This is a genomic window from Ramlibacter sp. GS1-15 (assembly GCF_057785015.1).
Genome location: NZ_JBYNTU010000001.1, coordinates 2064392 through 2079726, shown reverse-complemented (window position 1 = coordinate 2079726; position 15335 = coordinate 2064392). Strand labels below are relative to the sequence as shown.

Here is a 15335-nt window from a genome sequence, read left to right as displayed (position 1 = left end):
CCAGCTACCGAACCCTCTAGCGAACGCTGTATTGACCGATCACTTGGGATTGCGGGTGGCGCGCTCCATCGCTAAGCGCCAGTCGCTGGCGGCTTCCGCGCTTATGAGTACTCGTCTACCGAGCTTCATCCGGCGCGGGCCGCGACCTGCCTTTTCGAGCTCGTACAGCAGGGTACGGCTGATGTGGTGCGCCTTACAAAATTGGGAGATGGAATAGGCGGCGTCGATGGGTGGAACGCTGCCGCTGGTTGTGGGCATAGAAATCTCCTGGGCTCAATCAGAACCGGCCAAAACGGGCCGGGGCTTGAGCGCCAGGTTTCGACGTCCTCCCGCGGGGTCGGGAGAGCTGCTGCTGCAGCGACGTCTACGTCAGGGCTGCGACACTAAGCTAGAGCCCCCGAGGGTCTAGCCAGAACCGCCACTTGTTCCTTGCGGTTCGCTGGGCGATGTCCAATTATGCGGTCACGCGCGCAGGTTCGGCGGTTGCTGCCCGCAAATGTTGCTCACCGCCCACGTTCACCTCATCATTAGCATTGATGCGACTCAAAAGCGCGATTCGGTCCAGTGCTGCGGCGGCAATTTCGCTTCGAAGATGACCGTAGTGCGCCTCGATCATTGCGACACTTGTCCCAGAAATTTGAGCGACGGTGAGCAGATCGAGTCCGTGGTGAACTAGATCCGTAATCACCGAGTGCCTTAGCGTGTACGCCGTGGTTCCCTCAGGCAGACCCGCGCGCCGCGCGGCATCCTTCACGGGCTGCTTCCAGGAGTCTTTGTCCCAAGGCCTACCGTTCTCACGAACGAACAGAGGCTCTTCGCGGCTGCGCTGCGCGCAGGCATCAGCGAAAAAGCGAGCTACTCGATCTCCGAGCTTCAGTTTGCGATCTTGGCCGTGTTTGTCCTTTCCAATTTTGAGAACGTTCAATTTGGCGTCGAAGGAGCCGACAGCCAGGGCGGCAAGCGCGCCAGGTCGGAGGGGGAGGGCGGCCAACCCGCGTAAGAAGGCGGCCAGATCAGGTTGAGAGTTCGAGACAAGCAACTGCCGCTGAATGCGGTCCAAATACAGCTCGCGCCGGCGGCCGGCATTCTGAAACGGCTTGAGCGTCTCTCGCCAAGCGGCATTGCTGCCTATTTGGCCTTCGGCAAGGGCAAAGTTGAGTGCCGCTTTCAGCGCAGCCATGTCTCTGTTGACCGTGTCTCTCGAGCGCTCAATTTGTTCACCTTCAGAATTCTTGCGAACGGGCGTTGCGGCCAGACGGTGACGAAACTCACGGCAGTCCTCGCGAGTCAACTTTGCCAACTCAATGTCTGCGATCGGCGAGCCGACTACCCATCGGCGATAACGGGCGGCGATGTCGGCAGCCGCTTTGGGCCCTTTCTCCGAATCAATGTGCAATTCATATTGGTGACAGGCAGCCGCAACTGTCATGCGTAGGGACTTGTTCGAAAGCCCCTGGAGTGACGACGCCCATGCATGCACTGAAGCGACCGCGCGATCAAAGCGCTCATGTGCTGGCCAATCTTCCTGCGTGCCCAAAGAACTGAAGAGCTGACCACGCACGGAGTCCCGTAGACGGGCAATCCATGTCCCGGGAGAGTCGACGGACATCTTGCGATATCCGACATACGTGCCTTTCGCTAGCCGATGCCAATACGGCTCCCGCCTCATCGGCAAGCGCGAACGGGAGGAGACGGTGTCGATCTTGTGAGCCATGATGTACGAACAGAGTACGGAAGATTCTGCCGTACTTTCGCGAGCATGTGCGGACAACATTTCGGATTTCTATAGGAGAACTGTGTTCGCCAAAGTTCGTGAAAATTCAGAATCCTGCCTTCACACGGCAGGGGTCACATGTTCGATCCATGTATCACCCACCAGACAACAGCGAAAGAAGCCGGCCCCGCGCCGGCTTCGTCGTTTCCGCATACGCGATTCCCGAGCCCCGTTGCCATGTGCGCTGGGCCACAATCACTGCATGGACCGAATGATCCGCGTCGTGCCCGGCTCGACGCCGCTCGTGCTCGACTCGCCGCACAGCGGCGTCGATTACCCGGAAGACTTCTGCCATGCCTGCGACATGCAGGCGCTGCGGCCTGCCGAGGACACGCACGTCGAGAAACTGTATGACTTCGCGCCCTCCGTGGGCATCGCCTGGATCGAGGCATTGTTCCCGCGCTCGTACCTCGACGCGAACCGCGACATCACGGAGATCGACGAGGCGATGCTCGACGCGCCCTGGCCCGGTGAGCTCGCGAGCGAGCCGAAGGTGCTCGCGAAGGTCCGCCTGGGCAAAGGCCTGATCTGGCGCTGCACCGACGACGGCGTGCCGATCTATTCGCGCTCGCTCACCGTGGATGAAGTGCGCTCGCGGATCGATCGATGCTGGCGGCCGTATCACGCGGCCGTGGCCCAGGCGATCGAGGACGCGCATCGCCGCCACGGTTACAGCATCCACATCAACTGCCATTCGATGCCCGCCATCGCCGGGCAGTATTCGACGGATTTCCCCGGGCTCGCGCACGCGGACTTCGTGATCGGCGACCGCGACGCGACCACCGCCTCGCCCGCCCTGTCGCGCAAGGTGTGCGCGCACCTCGAGAGCCTGGGCTACAAGGTTTCGTACAACCACCCGTACAAGGGGGTGGAACTGGTGCGACGCTACGGCGATCCGGCGCACGATCGCCACAGCATCCAGATCGAGATCAACCGCAAGCTGTACATGGACGAGGCGACGCTCGAACTCACGCCGGCCCACGTGCAGCTGAAAGCCAGCTTGCGCTCGCTCGCGCAAATGCTGCTGGCCACGGATCCGCGCCGGCTGTAGATGGAACGCGTCGAAGCCATCGTCATCGGTGCAGGCGCGGTGGGGCTCGCGGCCGCGCGGGCGCTGGCGCAGGCCGGACACGAGACGATCGTCTGCGAGGCGCAGACCGCCATAGGCCAGGGCGTCAGCTCGCGCAACAGCGAAGTGATCCACGCCGGCCTGTACTACACGCCCGGGTCGCTCAAGGCGCGGCTGTGCGTGCGCGGCAAGGAACTGCTGTATGCGCTCTGCGCGAGCCACGGCGTGCCGCATCGGCATTGCGGCAAGTTGGTCGTCGCGGGCAGCGAGACCGAGGCCGGTGCGCTGAAAGGACTCGCGGCACGCGCGGCGGCGAACGGCGTGCCGGTCGAATGGCTCGACGAAGCGCGGGCCACGGCCCTGGAACCGGCGCTGCGATGCGTCGCGGCGCTTTCGTCGCCGACCACCGGGATCGTGGACAGCCATTCCTTCATGCTCGCGCTGCAGGGAGATCTCGAGAAGGCCGGCGGCTTCGTCGCACTGGGCTCTGCTGTCGAGTCGGCCGTGGTCGGACGTGCCGGTGAGCCGCACGTCGTGTGCATGCGCGACGGCACCGAGATCGAGACCGCAATTCTCGTGAATTCCGCGTCACTGCATGCCTGCGCACTGGCGCGCCGCTTCGAAGGCCTCGATGCAGCGACGGTCCCGCGCGAGCATTTCGCCAAGGGCAATTACTACTCGCTTGCCGGCAAGGCGCCGTTCACGCGCCTGATCTATCCGGCACCGGCCGACGCCTGGCTGGGCGTGCATCTCACGCTCGATCTCGGCGGGCAGGCGAAGTTCGGGCCGGACCTCGAATGGCTGGATGTGCGTGATCCGGATGCCCTCGACTATGCGGTCGATCCCAGGCGCGCCGACGGCTTCTATGCCGAGGTGCGGCGGTATTGGCCAGGCTTGCCCGACGGCGCGCTGCAACCCAGCTACAGCGGCGTGCGGCCGAAGATTTATGGACCGGGGGAAGCCGCGCCGGACTTTCGCATCGACGGGCCTGCACTGCACGGCGTGCGCGGGCTGGTGAACCTGTTCGGGATCGAATCGCCGGGCCTGACGAGCGCGCTCGCGATCGGGGAAGAAGTCGTTCGCCTCACGGGCGGCGTTCGCGCTTGAGAGCGCGCGCGGCCTCGTTCACGAGGTCCGGTCCGCGATAGATCAGACCCGTGTAGATCTGCACCAGGTCCGCACCGGCCTGCAGCTTGGACACCGCGTCGGCGCCGCTCATCACGCCGCCGACCCCGATGATGGGAAAGCCCGCGCCAAGCTGCACGCGCAGCAGGCGGATCACGCGGTTGCTGGCCTCCAGCACCGGCGCGCCGCTCAGGCCACCGGCTTCCTCCGCGTGCGGCAGCCCCTTCACGGCCTCGCGGCTGATCGTCGTGTTGGTCGCGATCACGCCGTCCATGCCGTGGCGCTTCAGCGTCGCGGCAATGACGCCGACCTGGGCCTCGTCGAGATCAGGCGCGATCTTCACGAAGATGGGCACGCGCCGGCCGTGCTGCTGCGCGAGTTGCTCGCGCTTCGCCGCGATGGCACCCAGCAGCCCATCGAGCGCCTCGTCCGATTGAAGCGACCGCAGGTTCGCCGTGTTGGGGCTGGAGATGTTCACCGTCACGTAGTCGGCGTGCGGATAGACACCTTCGAGGCCGGTCAGGTAGTCGCTCGTCGCGTTCTCGATCGGCGTGGCCGCGTTCTTGCCGATATTGAGGCCCAGGATGCGTCCCTTGCTGCGGAACGTGGAGCGTTTGACGTTCGCGATGAAGGCATCGAGCCCGTCGTTGTTGAAGCCGAGCCGGTTGATCAGCGCATTCGCCTGCGGCAGGCGGAACATGCGCGGCTTCGGGTTGCCGGGTTGCGGCCTGGGCGTGACGGTGCCGACCTCGACGAAGCCGAAGCCCATGGCGCCCAGGCCGTCGATGCAACGTGCGTTCTTGTCGAGGCCCGCGGCCAGCCCCACGCGATTCGGGAAGGTGATGCCCGCGAGCGTCACCGCATCGTCGACGAACGAATTGCAGTACGCCCACTTGAGCGGCGTGGCCTGCACGAGCGCCAGCGATTCCATCGTGAGCTCGTGGGCTGTTTCGGGATCGAGGCCGAAGAGGAAGGGGCGGGCGAGCGAGTAGGGGAGCAGTGACATGGATAATTGATCATATGACACAGGACGAACTCAAAGCGCTGGTCGGCCAGGCCGCCTTGCAATACGTCGTGCCCGGCGAGATCGTCGGCGTGGGCACGGGCTCGACGGTCAACAAGTTCATCGACGCGCTGGCCACGATGAAGGACCGCATCAAGGGTGCCGTGTCCAGTTCCGTCGCATCCACGGAGCGCCTGCGCGCGATCGGTGTGCCGGTGTTCGATGCGAACGAGGTCGGTGAGCTGGCCGTCTACATCGACGGCGCCGACGAGATCGACCACCGCGGTCACATGATCAAGGGCGGCGGCGCTGCGCTCACGCGCGAGAAGATCGTCGCCGCGCAATCGAAGCGCTTCGTGTGCATCGCCGACGAAAGCAAGCTGGTCGACGTGCTGGGAAATTTCCCGGTGCCGGTCGAGGTGATCCCGATGGCGGCGCAACGCATCGCACGCCAGTTCGCGGCCATGGGCGGATCGGCCAGATTGCGCGTGAAGGACGGCGCGCCGCTCGTCACCGACAACGGCCAGCAGATCCTGGACGTGAGCGGCCTCGCGATCGGCGATCCGCTCGCTTTCGAATCCGAGGTGAACCAGTGGCCGGGCGTGGTCACGGTGGGCGTGTTCGCGCACCAGAAGGCCGCCGTCTGCCTGCTCGGCACGGCAGACGGCGTGAAGACGCTGGCGTTCTGAGCGTTAGAACTGGATGCCGGCGGGGTTCTGGGCCGCGGCCTCGGCGGGCGGCGCGGTGCGAGCTGCCGGTTGGCGGGCCTGCTGCGCGGGCGCGGCGGTAGCGGGACCGGGCTGATCCAGCGCCACCAGAGGCGTAGCCGGTGCGGGCACGTAGGAGGCGGGCAGCCGCGACGTCTTCGGATATCCCGCCGCATCGAGGAACTGCGACCACTCGGCGTCGGAAAATCCCTTGAGTTGCTGCGCGCCGATCGTGAGCACCGGCACGTTGGGGGCGCCTGTCAAACGCACCAGGGCCTCACCGTCTTCCTTGCTCGCCACGGACTTCTCCGAGAACGGGATGCCGCGCGTGACCAGCAAGCTGCGACCCTGGGCGCACGTGGTGCAACCGGGCGACGTGTAGATCGTCACGGGATAACGCGCGGCGGCCTGGCGCAGTTCGAATGGCAGGCCCGCGAGCCCCGAGCCGCCCGTCGACACCGGCGCCACCTGCGCGGCGCTGGCCTTGGTGCCCGCATCCAGCGGCGGCTTGTCCGAAAACGTCACGCGCCCGTCCGGGCCGACGGTCTTGTAAATCTGTTGCGCGCTCGCATCGCCTGAGGCGAAAACGGCCGCAGCCACGAGGGCAAAGGCGCCAGTGGCGGCGAATGGGCGGGCCAGCAACATCGGTGTCGTCCTCTCCAGTTCTGCAGTGTCGGTGTCAGGCCATTCCCTGGTGTCGCAAGAGCGCGTCCAGTGTGGGCTCGCGTCCGCGGAAGGCCTTGAACGATTCCATCGCGGGCCGGCTGCCGCCGGATTCGAGGATCGCCTGCCGGTATTTTCTCCCGGTCGCGACACTTGGCAAGCCATTTTCATCGGCGGTCTCTTCGAAAGCCGCATACGCATCGGCGCTCAGGACCTCGGCCCACTTGTAGCTGTAATACCCGGCGGCGTATCCGCCCGCGAAGATGTGACTGAATGTGTGCGCGGTGCGGCTGAAAGGCGGCGGCTGGATCACCGCGACTTCCGCGCGAACCTTCGCGAGGAGCTCCATGAAGTCGCCCTGCGGATCGTGCTCGGTGTGCAGCAGCATGTCGAACAGCGCGAACTCGATCTGGCGCAGCGTCGACAGGCCGCTCTGGAAGTTCTTGGCCGCGAGCATCTTGTCGAACAGCTCGCGCGGCAGCGGCTCCCCGGTGTCCACGTGCGCGGTCATGTGACGCAGCACGCTCCACTCCCAGCAGAAGTTCTCCATGAACTGGCTGGGGAGTTCCACCGCATCCCACTCGACGCCGCTGATGCCGGACACGTCGCGTTCGTTGACGCGCGTGAGCATGTGGTGCAGGCCGTGGCCCGATTCGTGGAACAGCGTGATCACGTCGTCGTGCGTGAGCAGCGGAGGCCTGCCTCCCGCACCTTCGGCGAAGTTGCACACGAGGTGCGCGACGGGTGTCTGGACCCTGCCGGTGTCGGGCCGCAGCCAGCGTGCGCGCACGTCGTCCATCCACGCGCCACCGCGCTTGCCGGTGCGCGCAGCCGGGTCGAGATAGAACTGGCCGACCAGCTCGCCGCCGCGTTCGATCCGGTAGAACTCGACGTTCGGGTCCCAGGCCGGCGCGGAGTCGCGACGGATCGTCACCTCGAACAGCGTCTCGATGATCTTGAACAGGCCCGCCAGCACCTTGGGCGCGGTGAAGTACTGCTTCACCTCCTGCTCGCTGAATGCGTAACGGTCCTCCTTCAGCTTCTCGCCGATGTACGTCCAGTCCCAGGCTTGCGGGTCGTTCAGGCCCAGCTTCTGCGCGGCGAACGAGCGCATGTCGGCGATGTCCTTTTCACCGAAGGGACGCGCACGCTTGGCCAGGTCACGCAGGAACGCGATCACCTGCGCGGGCGAATCGGCCATCTTCGGCACCAGCGAGACCTCGCCGAAGTTGCGGTAGCCCAGGAGCTTCGCCTCCTCCTGGCGCAGCGCGAGGATCTCGCGGATCAGCGCCGTGTTGTCGAACCTGGGGTCGCCCTGGTCGCTGGCACGCGTGACGTAGGCGCGGTACATGCGCTCGCGCAAGGCGCGGTCGTGCGCGAACTGCATGACCGGGAAGTAGCAGGGCATCTTCAGCGTGAGCTTGCAACCTTCCTTGCCCTCGGCCTGCGCCGCGGCGCGAGCGGTCTGCACCACGTCGTCGGGTACGCCGGCCAATTCCTTCTCGCTCGCGTAATACGCGAAGGCGTCGGTCGCGTCGAGGGCGTTCTCGCTGAACTTCTGCTGCAGCTCGGCCTGGCGTTCCTGGATCCTGGCGAAGCGTTCCTTGGCCTGCCCCTGCAGCTCCGCGCCACCCAGCACGAAGTTGCGGATCGCGTTCTTCAGGGCCTGCTGCTGCTCCGCGTTCAGGGCGCGTGCATCGATCGCCTTGTACTTCGCATAGAGACGCTCGTCCGAGCCCAGTCGCGTCCAGAAATCGGTGACCTTGGGCAGCGCCTCGTTGTACGCGGCACGCAGCTCGGGCGTGTCGGCAACGGCATTCAGGTGGCTCACCACGCCCCAGGCCCGGCCCAGCCTTTCCGTGGCCACGTCGAGCACGCGCGCGATCTCGTTCCAGGAGTTGGGGAAGTCCGTTGCCGTGACGGTCTCGAGCGCGGTCTCCGCCCGCGCCAGCAGCTCGTCAACGGCCGGGGAAACGTGCTCGGGACGGACCTGGTCCCAGTGCGGGAGGTCGTTGAAATCGAGGAGGGGATTGGTCATGGGCGAAATTCTCGCCCAGGCATCAAGCCAGCGTGCGCTCTGCGGCTTCGATGGTGTTGACGAGCAGCATGGCGCGCGTCATGGGGCCGACGCCCCCCGGCACGGGCGTGATCCACCCCGCGACCTCCTTCACGCCGTCGAAATCGACATCGCCGCAGAGCTTGCCTTCGTCGTTGCGGTTCATGCCGACGTCGATCACCACCGCGCCGGGCCTGACCATGTCGGCCGTGAGCACGTTGCGCTTGCCGACGGCTGCGACGATCACGTCGGCCATCAGCGTGTGGGCTTTCAGGTCCTTCGTGCGGCTGTGGCAGACCGTGACGGTGGCGTCCTGCGCCAGCAGCATCAGCGCGATGGGCTTGCCGACGATATTGCTGCGCCCGATCACGACGGCGTTCCTGCCCTTGAGGTCATAGCCGATCGATTCGAGCATCTTCATGCAGCCGTAAGGCGTGCACGGGCGGAAACCGGGCCGGCCGACCATCAGTGCGCCGGCGCTCGCGACGTGGAAGCCGTCGACATCCTTGGCGGGCGAGATGGCTTCGATGACCTTCTGGGCGTCCATGTGCTTGGGGATCGGCAGCTGCACCAGGATGCCGTGCACCTTCGGGTCCTCGTTGAGCGCGTGGATGCGCGCGAGCAGGGCCGCTTCCGTCATCGTGGCGGGATAACGCTCCAGCGTCGCCGACAGGCCCGTGTCGGTACTGTCGTTGACCTTGTGCTTCGTGTAGACCTGGCTCGCCGGGTCCTCCCCGACCAGGATGATCGAGAGGTGCGGCTGCACGCCCCGGGCCTTCAGGGCCTGCGTGCGGCCGGCGACCTCGGCGCGGATCTTCCTGGCAAGCGCGTTGCCGTCTATGAGTTGCGCCGTCATCGTCAGGAGGTCTTGGGCGCGTTCTGCCCGAGCGCGATCTTCAGCAGGTCGGCCACGGTGTTCGCGTTGAGCTTTTCCATGATGTTGGCGCGGTGCGCCTCCACCGTCTTGATGCTGATGCCCAGGTCGTCGGCGATCTGCTTGTTCAGCCGGCCCGCGACGATGCGCTCGAGCACCTGCGCTTCACGGCTCGTGAGCTTGGACAGCAGCGCGTCGCGGCTGGCGGCGCTCTGGTATTCGGCGAAAGCGCCCCGCGCGTGTTCGAGCATGCGCTCGACCAGGCTCACCAGCTCTTCTTCCTTGAAGGGCTTCTGGATGAAATCCATGGCGCCCTTCTTCATCGTGTTCACGGCCATCGGCACGTCGCCATGGCCGGTGATGAAGACGATGGGCAGCGGCGACTTGCGCTCGATCAGGCGGTCCTGCAGCTCCAGGCCCGTCATGCCGCCCATGCGGATATCGACGATCAGGCACGCGACCTCGCGCGGGTCGTAGCGGGCGAGGAAGGATTCGGCGGAGTCGAAGCAGCGAACGCGGTAGTCCTTGCCCTCCAGCAGCCACTGCAGCGAGTCGCGGACGGCCTCGTCGTCGTCGACCACGTACACCGTGCCCTTCTTGGGAATCAAGCTCATACCGTCACCCCGGCGTCCTTCTTGGCTATCGTATTTGTAGCGCCGGACACAGGAATCCAGAAGGAGAAACGGCACCCGGCGACTTCGGTGCCATTGTAGATGTTCTCCGCCTGCATCCTGCCCTGGTGCGACTCCACGATGGTGCGGCACAGGTTCAGGCCGATGCCCATGCCCTCGGCCTTGGTGGAGAAGAAGGCTTCGTACAGGCGGTCCATGACCTCGGGCGCGAGGCCCTGGCCCGAATCGACCACCGAGAACTCGACCACCGGCTGGTCGTCGACCTGCCTGGGGATCACGCGAACTTCCACGCTGCGGCGCGACACCGGGCGCTTGGCGTTGTCGATCGATTCCGCGGCGTTCTTCATCAGGTTCACCAGCACCTGCTCGATCAGGATCGGGTCCACCATCAGCTGCGGCAGGCGCGCGGCGACGTAGTGCGACAGGCGCACGTTGCGGCGGCGCAGCTCGATCTCCGCGAGTTCCACCGCTTCGCTGACCATCTGTGCGACGTCGGAGATGGAGCGGTTCGGCTCGCTGCGTTTCACGAACGAGCGGATGCGCTGGATGATCTGGCCCGCGCGCTGCGCCTGGCGGGCCGTCTTCTCCAGTGCGGCCAGCAGGTCGTCCTGGTTGATCTGCCCGCCCTTGATGCGCGAGACGAGGCCATTGCAGTAGTTGTTGATCGCCGTGAGCGGCTGGTTCAACTCGTGCGCGACGCTCGAGGCCATCTCGCCCATCGTGATCAGGCGGCTCGAGGCCTGCGCGCGCTCGGCCTGCGCCGCGGCCTGTTCCTCGGCGTGGCGGCGCGGCGTGATGTCGGTGGCGATCACCATCTGCGCGAGGCGCCCGTCCACCCAGTTCAGGTAGCGCGAACGGACCTCGATCCACTTGCCCAGTTCGCTCACGAAGATCTCGGCATTCTCGGAGCGCGCGGTCGTCAGCGCGCCCGTGGGCAGGCCGACGAAGGAATCGACCTCGTCCTGCGCTTCGCCGCGCGGATGCTCGGGCACGCCGGCCTGGGCGACCATCTGCAGGTGGCCGCCCGTATGCGTGCCGAACCACTGCCGGTACAGCTTGTTCGCGAACAGCAGCTCCTCGCTGCCCAGCGGCGCGACCGAGACCGAGGCGTCGAGCGCTTCCAGCACCGTGGTGAACCGCTCGTACGACGCCGACAGCTGTTCGCGGATGCGGTTCGGCTCGGTGATGTCGGTCATCGACGTCATCCAGCCGCTCTGGTGGCCCTTGGCGTCCACCAGCGGCGAGACGTACAGGCGCGCGTCGAAGAGGCTGCCTTCCTTGCGCTTCACGCGCACCTGGATGCCCCCCGGGCCGGCGCGGCCGTGGATCTCGTCGTCCAGCCGGGCGGCCAGCAACTCACGGTCCTCTTCGGGCCAGTACGGGAAGGGCGGCGTGCGGCCGACGAGCTCGCCTTCGCTCCAGCCTGTCATCTGGCAGAACGCGGCGTTGACGTAGGTGATGCGGCCTTGCATGTCGAGCGCCCGCATGCCCGTGAGCATCGAGTTCTCCATCGCGCGGCGGAAGTTGGTTTCCGCGATCAGCGCCTGCTGCGCCTGCATGCGCCGGCGCGTGTGGCGCCAGTTCGCGATCAGCATCCAGGCAGTCATCGCCGAGAGCACGCCCACCAGCCAGAAGAGCCCACTGCCGATCACGCCCAGCGACGCGCGATAGGCCTGGGCCCGGATGACCAGGCCATTGCCCACCGGCGAGACCGGCACCTCGTATTCGATGTTGTGCGGCGCCCAGGGCAACCATTGCGTGGCGGGATGGCGCGGCGGCACGGAGGTTCCGGCAATCAGGCGGCCTTTGCCATCGAGCAGGGCGACGGCGTACTTGGCGGAAATCTCGGTCGGCGCGCCATGGCGCAGCAACCCGTCGATCGAGTATTCGGCCAGGATCACGCCGGTAAATCGCGCCTTGCCCGAAAGTGGGATATGGAGCTGCAGCATCCCGTAGCTGTCGTTGCCGACGGCCGGTTGCGAATACACCGGCTGCTGCAGGTCACGCGCGAGGCCGTACATGCTCTCGGTTTCGCCGGCCTTGAGCACATCGCCGGCGATTCGCAACTGCGCCTGCGAGACGCTGGGCGCGGCGTAGCTGGCGATGATGCGGCGCCGGTCGTCGATCCAGGTGACCGCCTGCAGCTCGGGGTGCTGCACCACCAGCGATTCGGCGCGGCTCATGAATTCCTCGGGGTCGACCTCCTTGTTGGAGATGTCGCGCGCGAGGCGCATCAGCTGCTCCTGCCGCTCGAGCAGTCGCAGGCGCACGCCTTGCTGCGCGTATTCGACATCGCGCTTGACGGCTTCCTGTTCGCGGTCCACTTCCTCGAGCCGCAGGTACCAGAAGGCGACGATGATGGCCGCGAGGAACAGGAGCACGGCCGCAACGGGCGCGAGCATCGCGAAGCGGTCCTGGCGCGCGGGGGTCTGGCGCCGCCACCAGTGGCGCCACCACTTTGGCGCTGCCGCCTCGGGCGGCTCGGCGACGGTAACGGGGTCTTGCATGCAGCTCCGAGTGTAGGCGCTCGGCCCTTCCTGCTCCTAACGCGCGGATGATGCTGCGGCGGACCTGCATCGATGCCAGTTCACATCGTGAAACGCGCACGCATGATTTGAAATGTCCCGACATCTGTGCGACACTCGCGTCGCGACGGGACAGCGCCCGCGTACTAAATTGCACGAATCAGACAAGGAGACAAGCCCATGTCAGCCCAGCCCGAGAACGTCTTCGGTCCCGCCGCCAACGACGAGGATTCACAGGAAACACGGGAGTGGCTCGATGCGCTCTCGGCCGTCATCCAGGCCGAAGGCCGCGAGCGAGGGCACTTCCTGATCGAGCAATTGCTGGAAGAGGCGCGCCAGCACGGCATCGACATGCCGTTCTCCGCGACCACGGGTTACGTCAACACGATCGAGCCGCAGGACGAGGAGCGCTGCCCGGGCAACCTCGAGATCGAGGAGCGCCTGCGCGCCTACATGCGCTGGAACGCGATGGCGATGGTGGTCCGCTCCAACCGCCTGCATCCCGAGGACGGCGGCGACCTCGGCGGCCACATCAGCTCGTTCGCGTCCCTGGCCACCATGCTGGGCTCGGGCTTCAACCATTTCTGGCACGCCGAGAGCGAGAACCACGGCGGCGACTGCATCTACTTCCAGGGCCACAGCGCGCCCGGCATCTACGCCCGTGCCTTCCTCGAAGGCCGCCTCACGGAAGAACAGCTGCTCAACTTCCGCCAGGAAGTGGACGGCAAGGGCCTGCCGAGCTACCCGCACCCGAAGCTCATGCCCGAGTTCTGGCAGTTTCCGACCGTGTCGATGGGCCTGGGCCCGCTGATGGGCATCTACCAGGCGCGGTTCCTGAAGTACCTGCACGCGCGCGGCATCGCCAACACCGAGAACCGCAAAGTGTGGGTGTTCTGCGGCGACGGCGAGATGGACGAAGTGGAATCGCTCGGCGCGATCGGTGTCGCTGCCCGCGAGAAGCTGGACAACCTGATCTTCGTCATCAACTGCAACCTGCAGCGCCTGGACGGCCCGGTGCGCGGCAACGGCAAGATCATCCAGGAGCTCGAAGGCGAATTCCGCGGCGCCGGCTGGAACGTCATCAAGCTGATCTGGGGCAGCTACTGGGACCCGCTGCTCGCGCGCGACAAGGAAGGGATCCTGCGCAAGGTGATGATGGACGTCGTCGACGGCGACTACCAGGCCATGAAGGCCAACGACGGCGCCTACGTCCGCCAGCATTTCTTCGGCCGCCACCCGAAGTTGCTGGAGATGGTCGCGAAGATGGGCGACGAGGACATCTGGCGCCTGCAGCGCGGCGGCCACGACCCGCAGAAGGTCTACGCGGCCTATTACAAGGCGGTGAACACCAAGGGGCAGCCGACGGTGCTGCTGGTGAAGACCGTGAAGGGCTTCGGCATGGGCAAGGCGGGCGAGGGCAGGAACATCGCCCACCAGGCCAAGAAGCTGACCGACGACGACATCCGCACCTTCCGGGACCGCTTCAACATCCCGATCCCGGACGAGAAGCTGGCGGAGTTGCCGTACTACAAGCCGGAAGAGCACACGCCGGAAATGAAGTACCTGCACGAGCGGCGCCAGGCGCTGGGCGGGTACCTGCCGCATCGCCGCACGAAGGCCGACGAGCAGCTGAAGGTGCCGGGCCTCGACGCCTTCAAGGCCGTCACCGACCCGACCGCGGAAGGCCGCGAGATCTCGACGACGCAGGCTTACGTGCGCTTCCTCACGCAACTGCTGCGCGACAAGGAAGTCGGCCCGCGCGTGGTGCCCATCCTCGTCGACGAGGCGCGCACCTTCGGCATGGAGGGCCTGTTCCGCCAGATCGGCATCTACAACCCCGAAGGCCAGAAGTACACGCCGCAGGACCGCGACCAGGTCTCCTACTACAAGGAAGATGTGTCGGGCCAGATCCTGCAGGAAGGCATCAACGAAGCGGGCGGCATGTCGAGCTGGATCGCCGCGGCCACGTCGTACTCGACGAGCAACCGCATCATGATCCCGTTCTACATCTACTACTCGATGTTCGGCCTGCAGCGCGTGGGCGACCTGTGCTGGGCCGCGGGCGACATGCAGGCGCGCGGCTTCCTGCTGGGCGGCACCTCGGGCCGCACGACGCTGAACGGCGAAGGCCTGCAGCACGAGGACGGCCACAGCCAGATCCTCGCGGGCACGATCCCCAATTGCGTGAGCTACGACCCAACCTTTGCCCACGAGGTCGCGGTGATCATGCAGCGCGGCCTGTACCGCATGGTCGAGAAGCAGGACAACGTCTTCTACTACCTCACGCTGCTGAACGAGAACTACCCGATGCCGGGCCTGATCCCCGGCACCGAGGAGCAGATCATCAAGGGCATGTACCTGTGCAAGGAGGGGCCGAAGCTCACACCGCGCGTCCAGCTGCTCGGCAGCGGCTCGATCCTGCGCGAATCGCTGGCTGCGCAGGTGCTGCTCGAGAAGGACTGGGGCGTCGCTGCCAACGTGTGGAGCTGCCCGAGCTTCAACGAACTCGCGCGCGACGGGCTCGATGCCGAGCGTTGGAACATGTTGCACCCGGGCGAGAAGGCGCGCGTGCCGTTCGTCGCGCAGCAGCTGGAGAAGCACACCGGCCCGGTCGTTGCGTCGACCGACTACATCAAGGCCTTCGCCGAGCAGATCCGCGCCTTCATCCCGAAGGGCCGCAGCTACAAGGTGCTGGGCACGGACGGCTTCGGTCGCAGCGACTTCCGCACCAAGCTGCGCGAGCACTTCGAGGTGAACCGCCACTACATCGTCGTTGCCGCGCTCAAGGCGCTGAGCGAAGAGGGCACCGTGCCCGCAGCCAAGGTCGTCGAAGCCATCAAGAAGTACGGCGTGAAGACGGACAAGATCAATCCGCTGTACGCTTGACGGCCCACTGACCGGAGAACA

12 protein-coding genes are annotated in these 15335 nt (G+C 65.8%); 4 read left to right on the top strand and 8 right to left on the bottom strand.

Annotation, left to right across the window (positions count from 1 at the left end; translation table 11 throughout):
• Window positions 1-39 precede the first annotated feature (39 nt).
• Complete coding sequence (locus AC3EF3_RS10450) at window positions 40-258, bottom strand: hypothetical protein (protein WP_488532092.1); 219 nt, start codon at window positions 256-258, stop codon at window positions 40-42.
• A gap of 196 nt (window positions 259-454) precedes the next feature.
• Entirely contained in the window at window positions 455-1714 is a 1260-nt protein-coding gene (locus tag AC3EF3_RS10445) for a tyrosine-type recombinase/integrase (protein ID WP_488532091.1), read from the bottom strand.
• Window positions 1715-1976: 262 nt separating this feature from the next.
• On the opposite strand from AC3EF3_RS10445, the gene AC3EF3_RS10440 reads away from it, so the two are divergent.
• Window positions 1977-2825, top strand: coding sequence for an N-formylglutamate amidohydrolase (locus tag AC3EF3_RS10440; RefSeq protein WP_488532090.1), 849 nt, complete (start codon window positions 1977-1979; stop codon window positions 2823-2825).
• The gene (locus tag AC3EF3_RS10435) at window positions 2826-3950 is read left to right on the top strand and encodes an NAD(P)/FAD-dependent oxidoreductase (RefSeq protein ID WP_488532089.1); all 1125 of its coding nucleotides are present in this window, start codon (window positions 2826-2828) and stop codon (window positions 3948-3950) included.
• Here the strand turns inward: AC3EF3_RS10435 and AC3EF3_RS10430 are convergent.
• Window positions 3928-4974, bottom strand: a complete 1047-nt coding sequence (locus AC3EF3_RS10430; RefSeq protein WP_488532088.1) for a quinone-dependent dihydroorotate dehydrogenase — start codon at window positions 4972-4974, stop codon at window positions 3928-3930. The two genes, AC3EF3_RS10435 and AC3EF3_RS10430, sit on opposite strands and share 23 nt — an antisense overlap.
• Window positions 4975-4988: 14 nt before the next feature.
• On the opposite strand from AC3EF3_RS10430, the gene rpiA reads away from it, so the two are divergent.
• Window positions 4989-5660: a ribose-5-phosphate isomerase RpiA gene (gene rpiA, locus AC3EF3_RS10425; protein ID WP_488532087.1), complete on the top strand. Its 672-nt coding sequence runs from the start codon at window positions 4989-4991 to the stop codon at window positions 5658-5660.
• 3 nt (window positions 5661-5663) lie between these two features.
• Here the strand turns inward: rpiA and AC3EF3_RS10420 are convergent, their stop codons facing one another.
• The 5 genes from AC3EF3_RS10420 to AC3EF3_RS10400 are packed head-to-tail and all read right to left on the bottom strand — an operon-like array spanning window position 5664 to window position 12410.
• Window positions 5664-6323 carry a glutaredoxin family protein gene (locus tag AC3EF3_RS10420; protein WP_488532086.1) on the bottom strand — a complete coding sequence of 220 codons (660 nt, stop codon included), beginning with the start codon at window positions 6321-6323 and terminating at the stop codon, window positions 5664-5666.
• 34 nt (window positions 6324-6357) lie between these two features.
• Window positions 6358-8379, bottom strand: a complete 2022-nt coding sequence (locus tag AC3EF3_RS10415; protein WP_488532085.1) for a M3 family metallopeptidase — start codon at window positions 8377-8379, stop codon at window positions 6358-6360.
• A gap of 22 nt (window positions 8380-8401) precedes the next feature.
• Complete coding sequence (gene folD / locus AC3EF3_RS10410; protein WP_488532084.1) at window positions 8402-9253, bottom strand: bifunctional methylenetetrahydrofolate dehydrogenase/methenyltetrahydrofolate cyclohydrolase FolD; 852 nt, start codon at window positions 9251-9253, stop codon at window positions 8402-8404.
• Between the two features lie 2 nt (window positions 9254-9255).
• Entirely contained in the window at window positions 9256-9885 is a 630-nt protein-coding gene (locus tag AC3EF3_RS10405) for a response regulator transcription factor (RefSeq protein ID WP_488532083.1), read from the bottom strand.
• The gene (locus AC3EF3_RS10400; RefSeq protein WP_488532082.1) at window positions 9882-12410 is read right to left on the bottom strand and encodes a PAS domain S-box protein; all 2529 of its coding nucleotides are present in this window, start codon (window positions 12408-12410) and stop codon (window positions 9882-9884) included. Before AC3EF3_RS10400 ends, AC3EF3_RS10405 begins: the two co-directional genes overlap by 4 nt.
• Window positions 12411-12608: 198 nt before the next feature.
• On the opposite strand from AC3EF3_RS10400, the gene aceE reads away from it, so the two are divergent.
• The gene (gene aceE / locus AC3EF3_RS10395) at window positions 12609-15314 is read left to right on the top strand and encodes a pyruvate dehydrogenase (acetyl-transferring), homodimeric type (protein WP_488532081.1); all 2706 of its coding nucleotides are present in this window, start codon (window positions 12609-12611) and stop codon (window positions 15312-15314) included.
• Window positions 15315-15335 lie beyond the last annotated feature (21 nt).

What these genes read in the sequence shown, in the direction of transcription:
- AC3EF3_RS10450 (WP_488532092.1), bottom strand. Translation starts at nt 258, where the DNA reads ATGCCCACAACCAGCGGCAGCGTTCCACCCATCGACGCCGCCTATTCC.
- AC3EF3_RS10445 (WP_488532091.1), bottom strand. Translation starts at nt 1,714, where the DNA reads ATGGCTCACAAGATCGACACCGTCTCCTCCCGTTCGCGCTTGCCGATG.
- AC3EF3_RS10440 (WP_488532090.1), top strand. Translation starts at nt 1,977, where the DNA reads ATGGACCGAATGATCCGCGTCGTGCCCGGCTCGACGCCGCTCGTGCTC.
- AC3EF3_RS10435 (WP_488532089.1), top strand. Translation starts at nt 2,826, where the DNA reads ATGGAACGCGTCGAAGCCATCGTCATCGGTGCAGGCGCGGTGGGGCTC.
- AC3EF3_RS10430 (WP_488532088.1), bottom strand. Translation starts at nt 4,974, where the DNA reads ATGTCACTGCTCCCCTACTCGCTCGCCCGCCCCTTCCTCTTCGGCCTC.
- rpiA (WP_488532087.1), top strand. Translation starts at nt 4,989, where the DNA reads ATGACACAGGACGAACTCAAAGCGCTGGTCGGCCAGGCCGCCTTGCAA.
- AC3EF3_RS10420 (WP_488532086.1), bottom strand. Translation starts at nt 6,323, where the DNA reads ATGTTGCTGGCCCGCCCATTCGCCGCCACTGGCGCCTTTGCCCTCGTG.
- AC3EF3_RS10415 (WP_488532085.1), bottom strand. Translation starts at nt 8,379, where the DNA reads ATGACCAATCCCCTCCTCGATTTCAACGACCTCCCGCACTGGGACCAG.
- folD (WP_488532084.1), bottom strand. Translation starts at nt 9,253, where the DNA reads ATGACGGCGCAACTCATAGACGGCAACGCGCTTGCCAGGAAGATCCGC.
- AC3EF3_RS10405 (WP_488532083.1), bottom strand. Translation starts at nt 9,885, where the DNA reads ATGAGCTTGATTCCCAAGAAGGGCACGGTGTACGTGGTCGACGACGAC.
- AC3EF3_RS10400 (WP_488532082.1), bottom strand. Translation starts at nt 12,410, where the DNA reads ATGCAAGACCCCGTTACCGTCGCCGAGCCGCCCGAGGCGGCAGCGCCA.
- aceE (WP_488532081.1), top strand. Translation starts at nt 12,609, where the DNA reads ATGTCAGCCCAGCCCGAGAACGTCTTCGGTCCCGCCGCCAACGACGAG.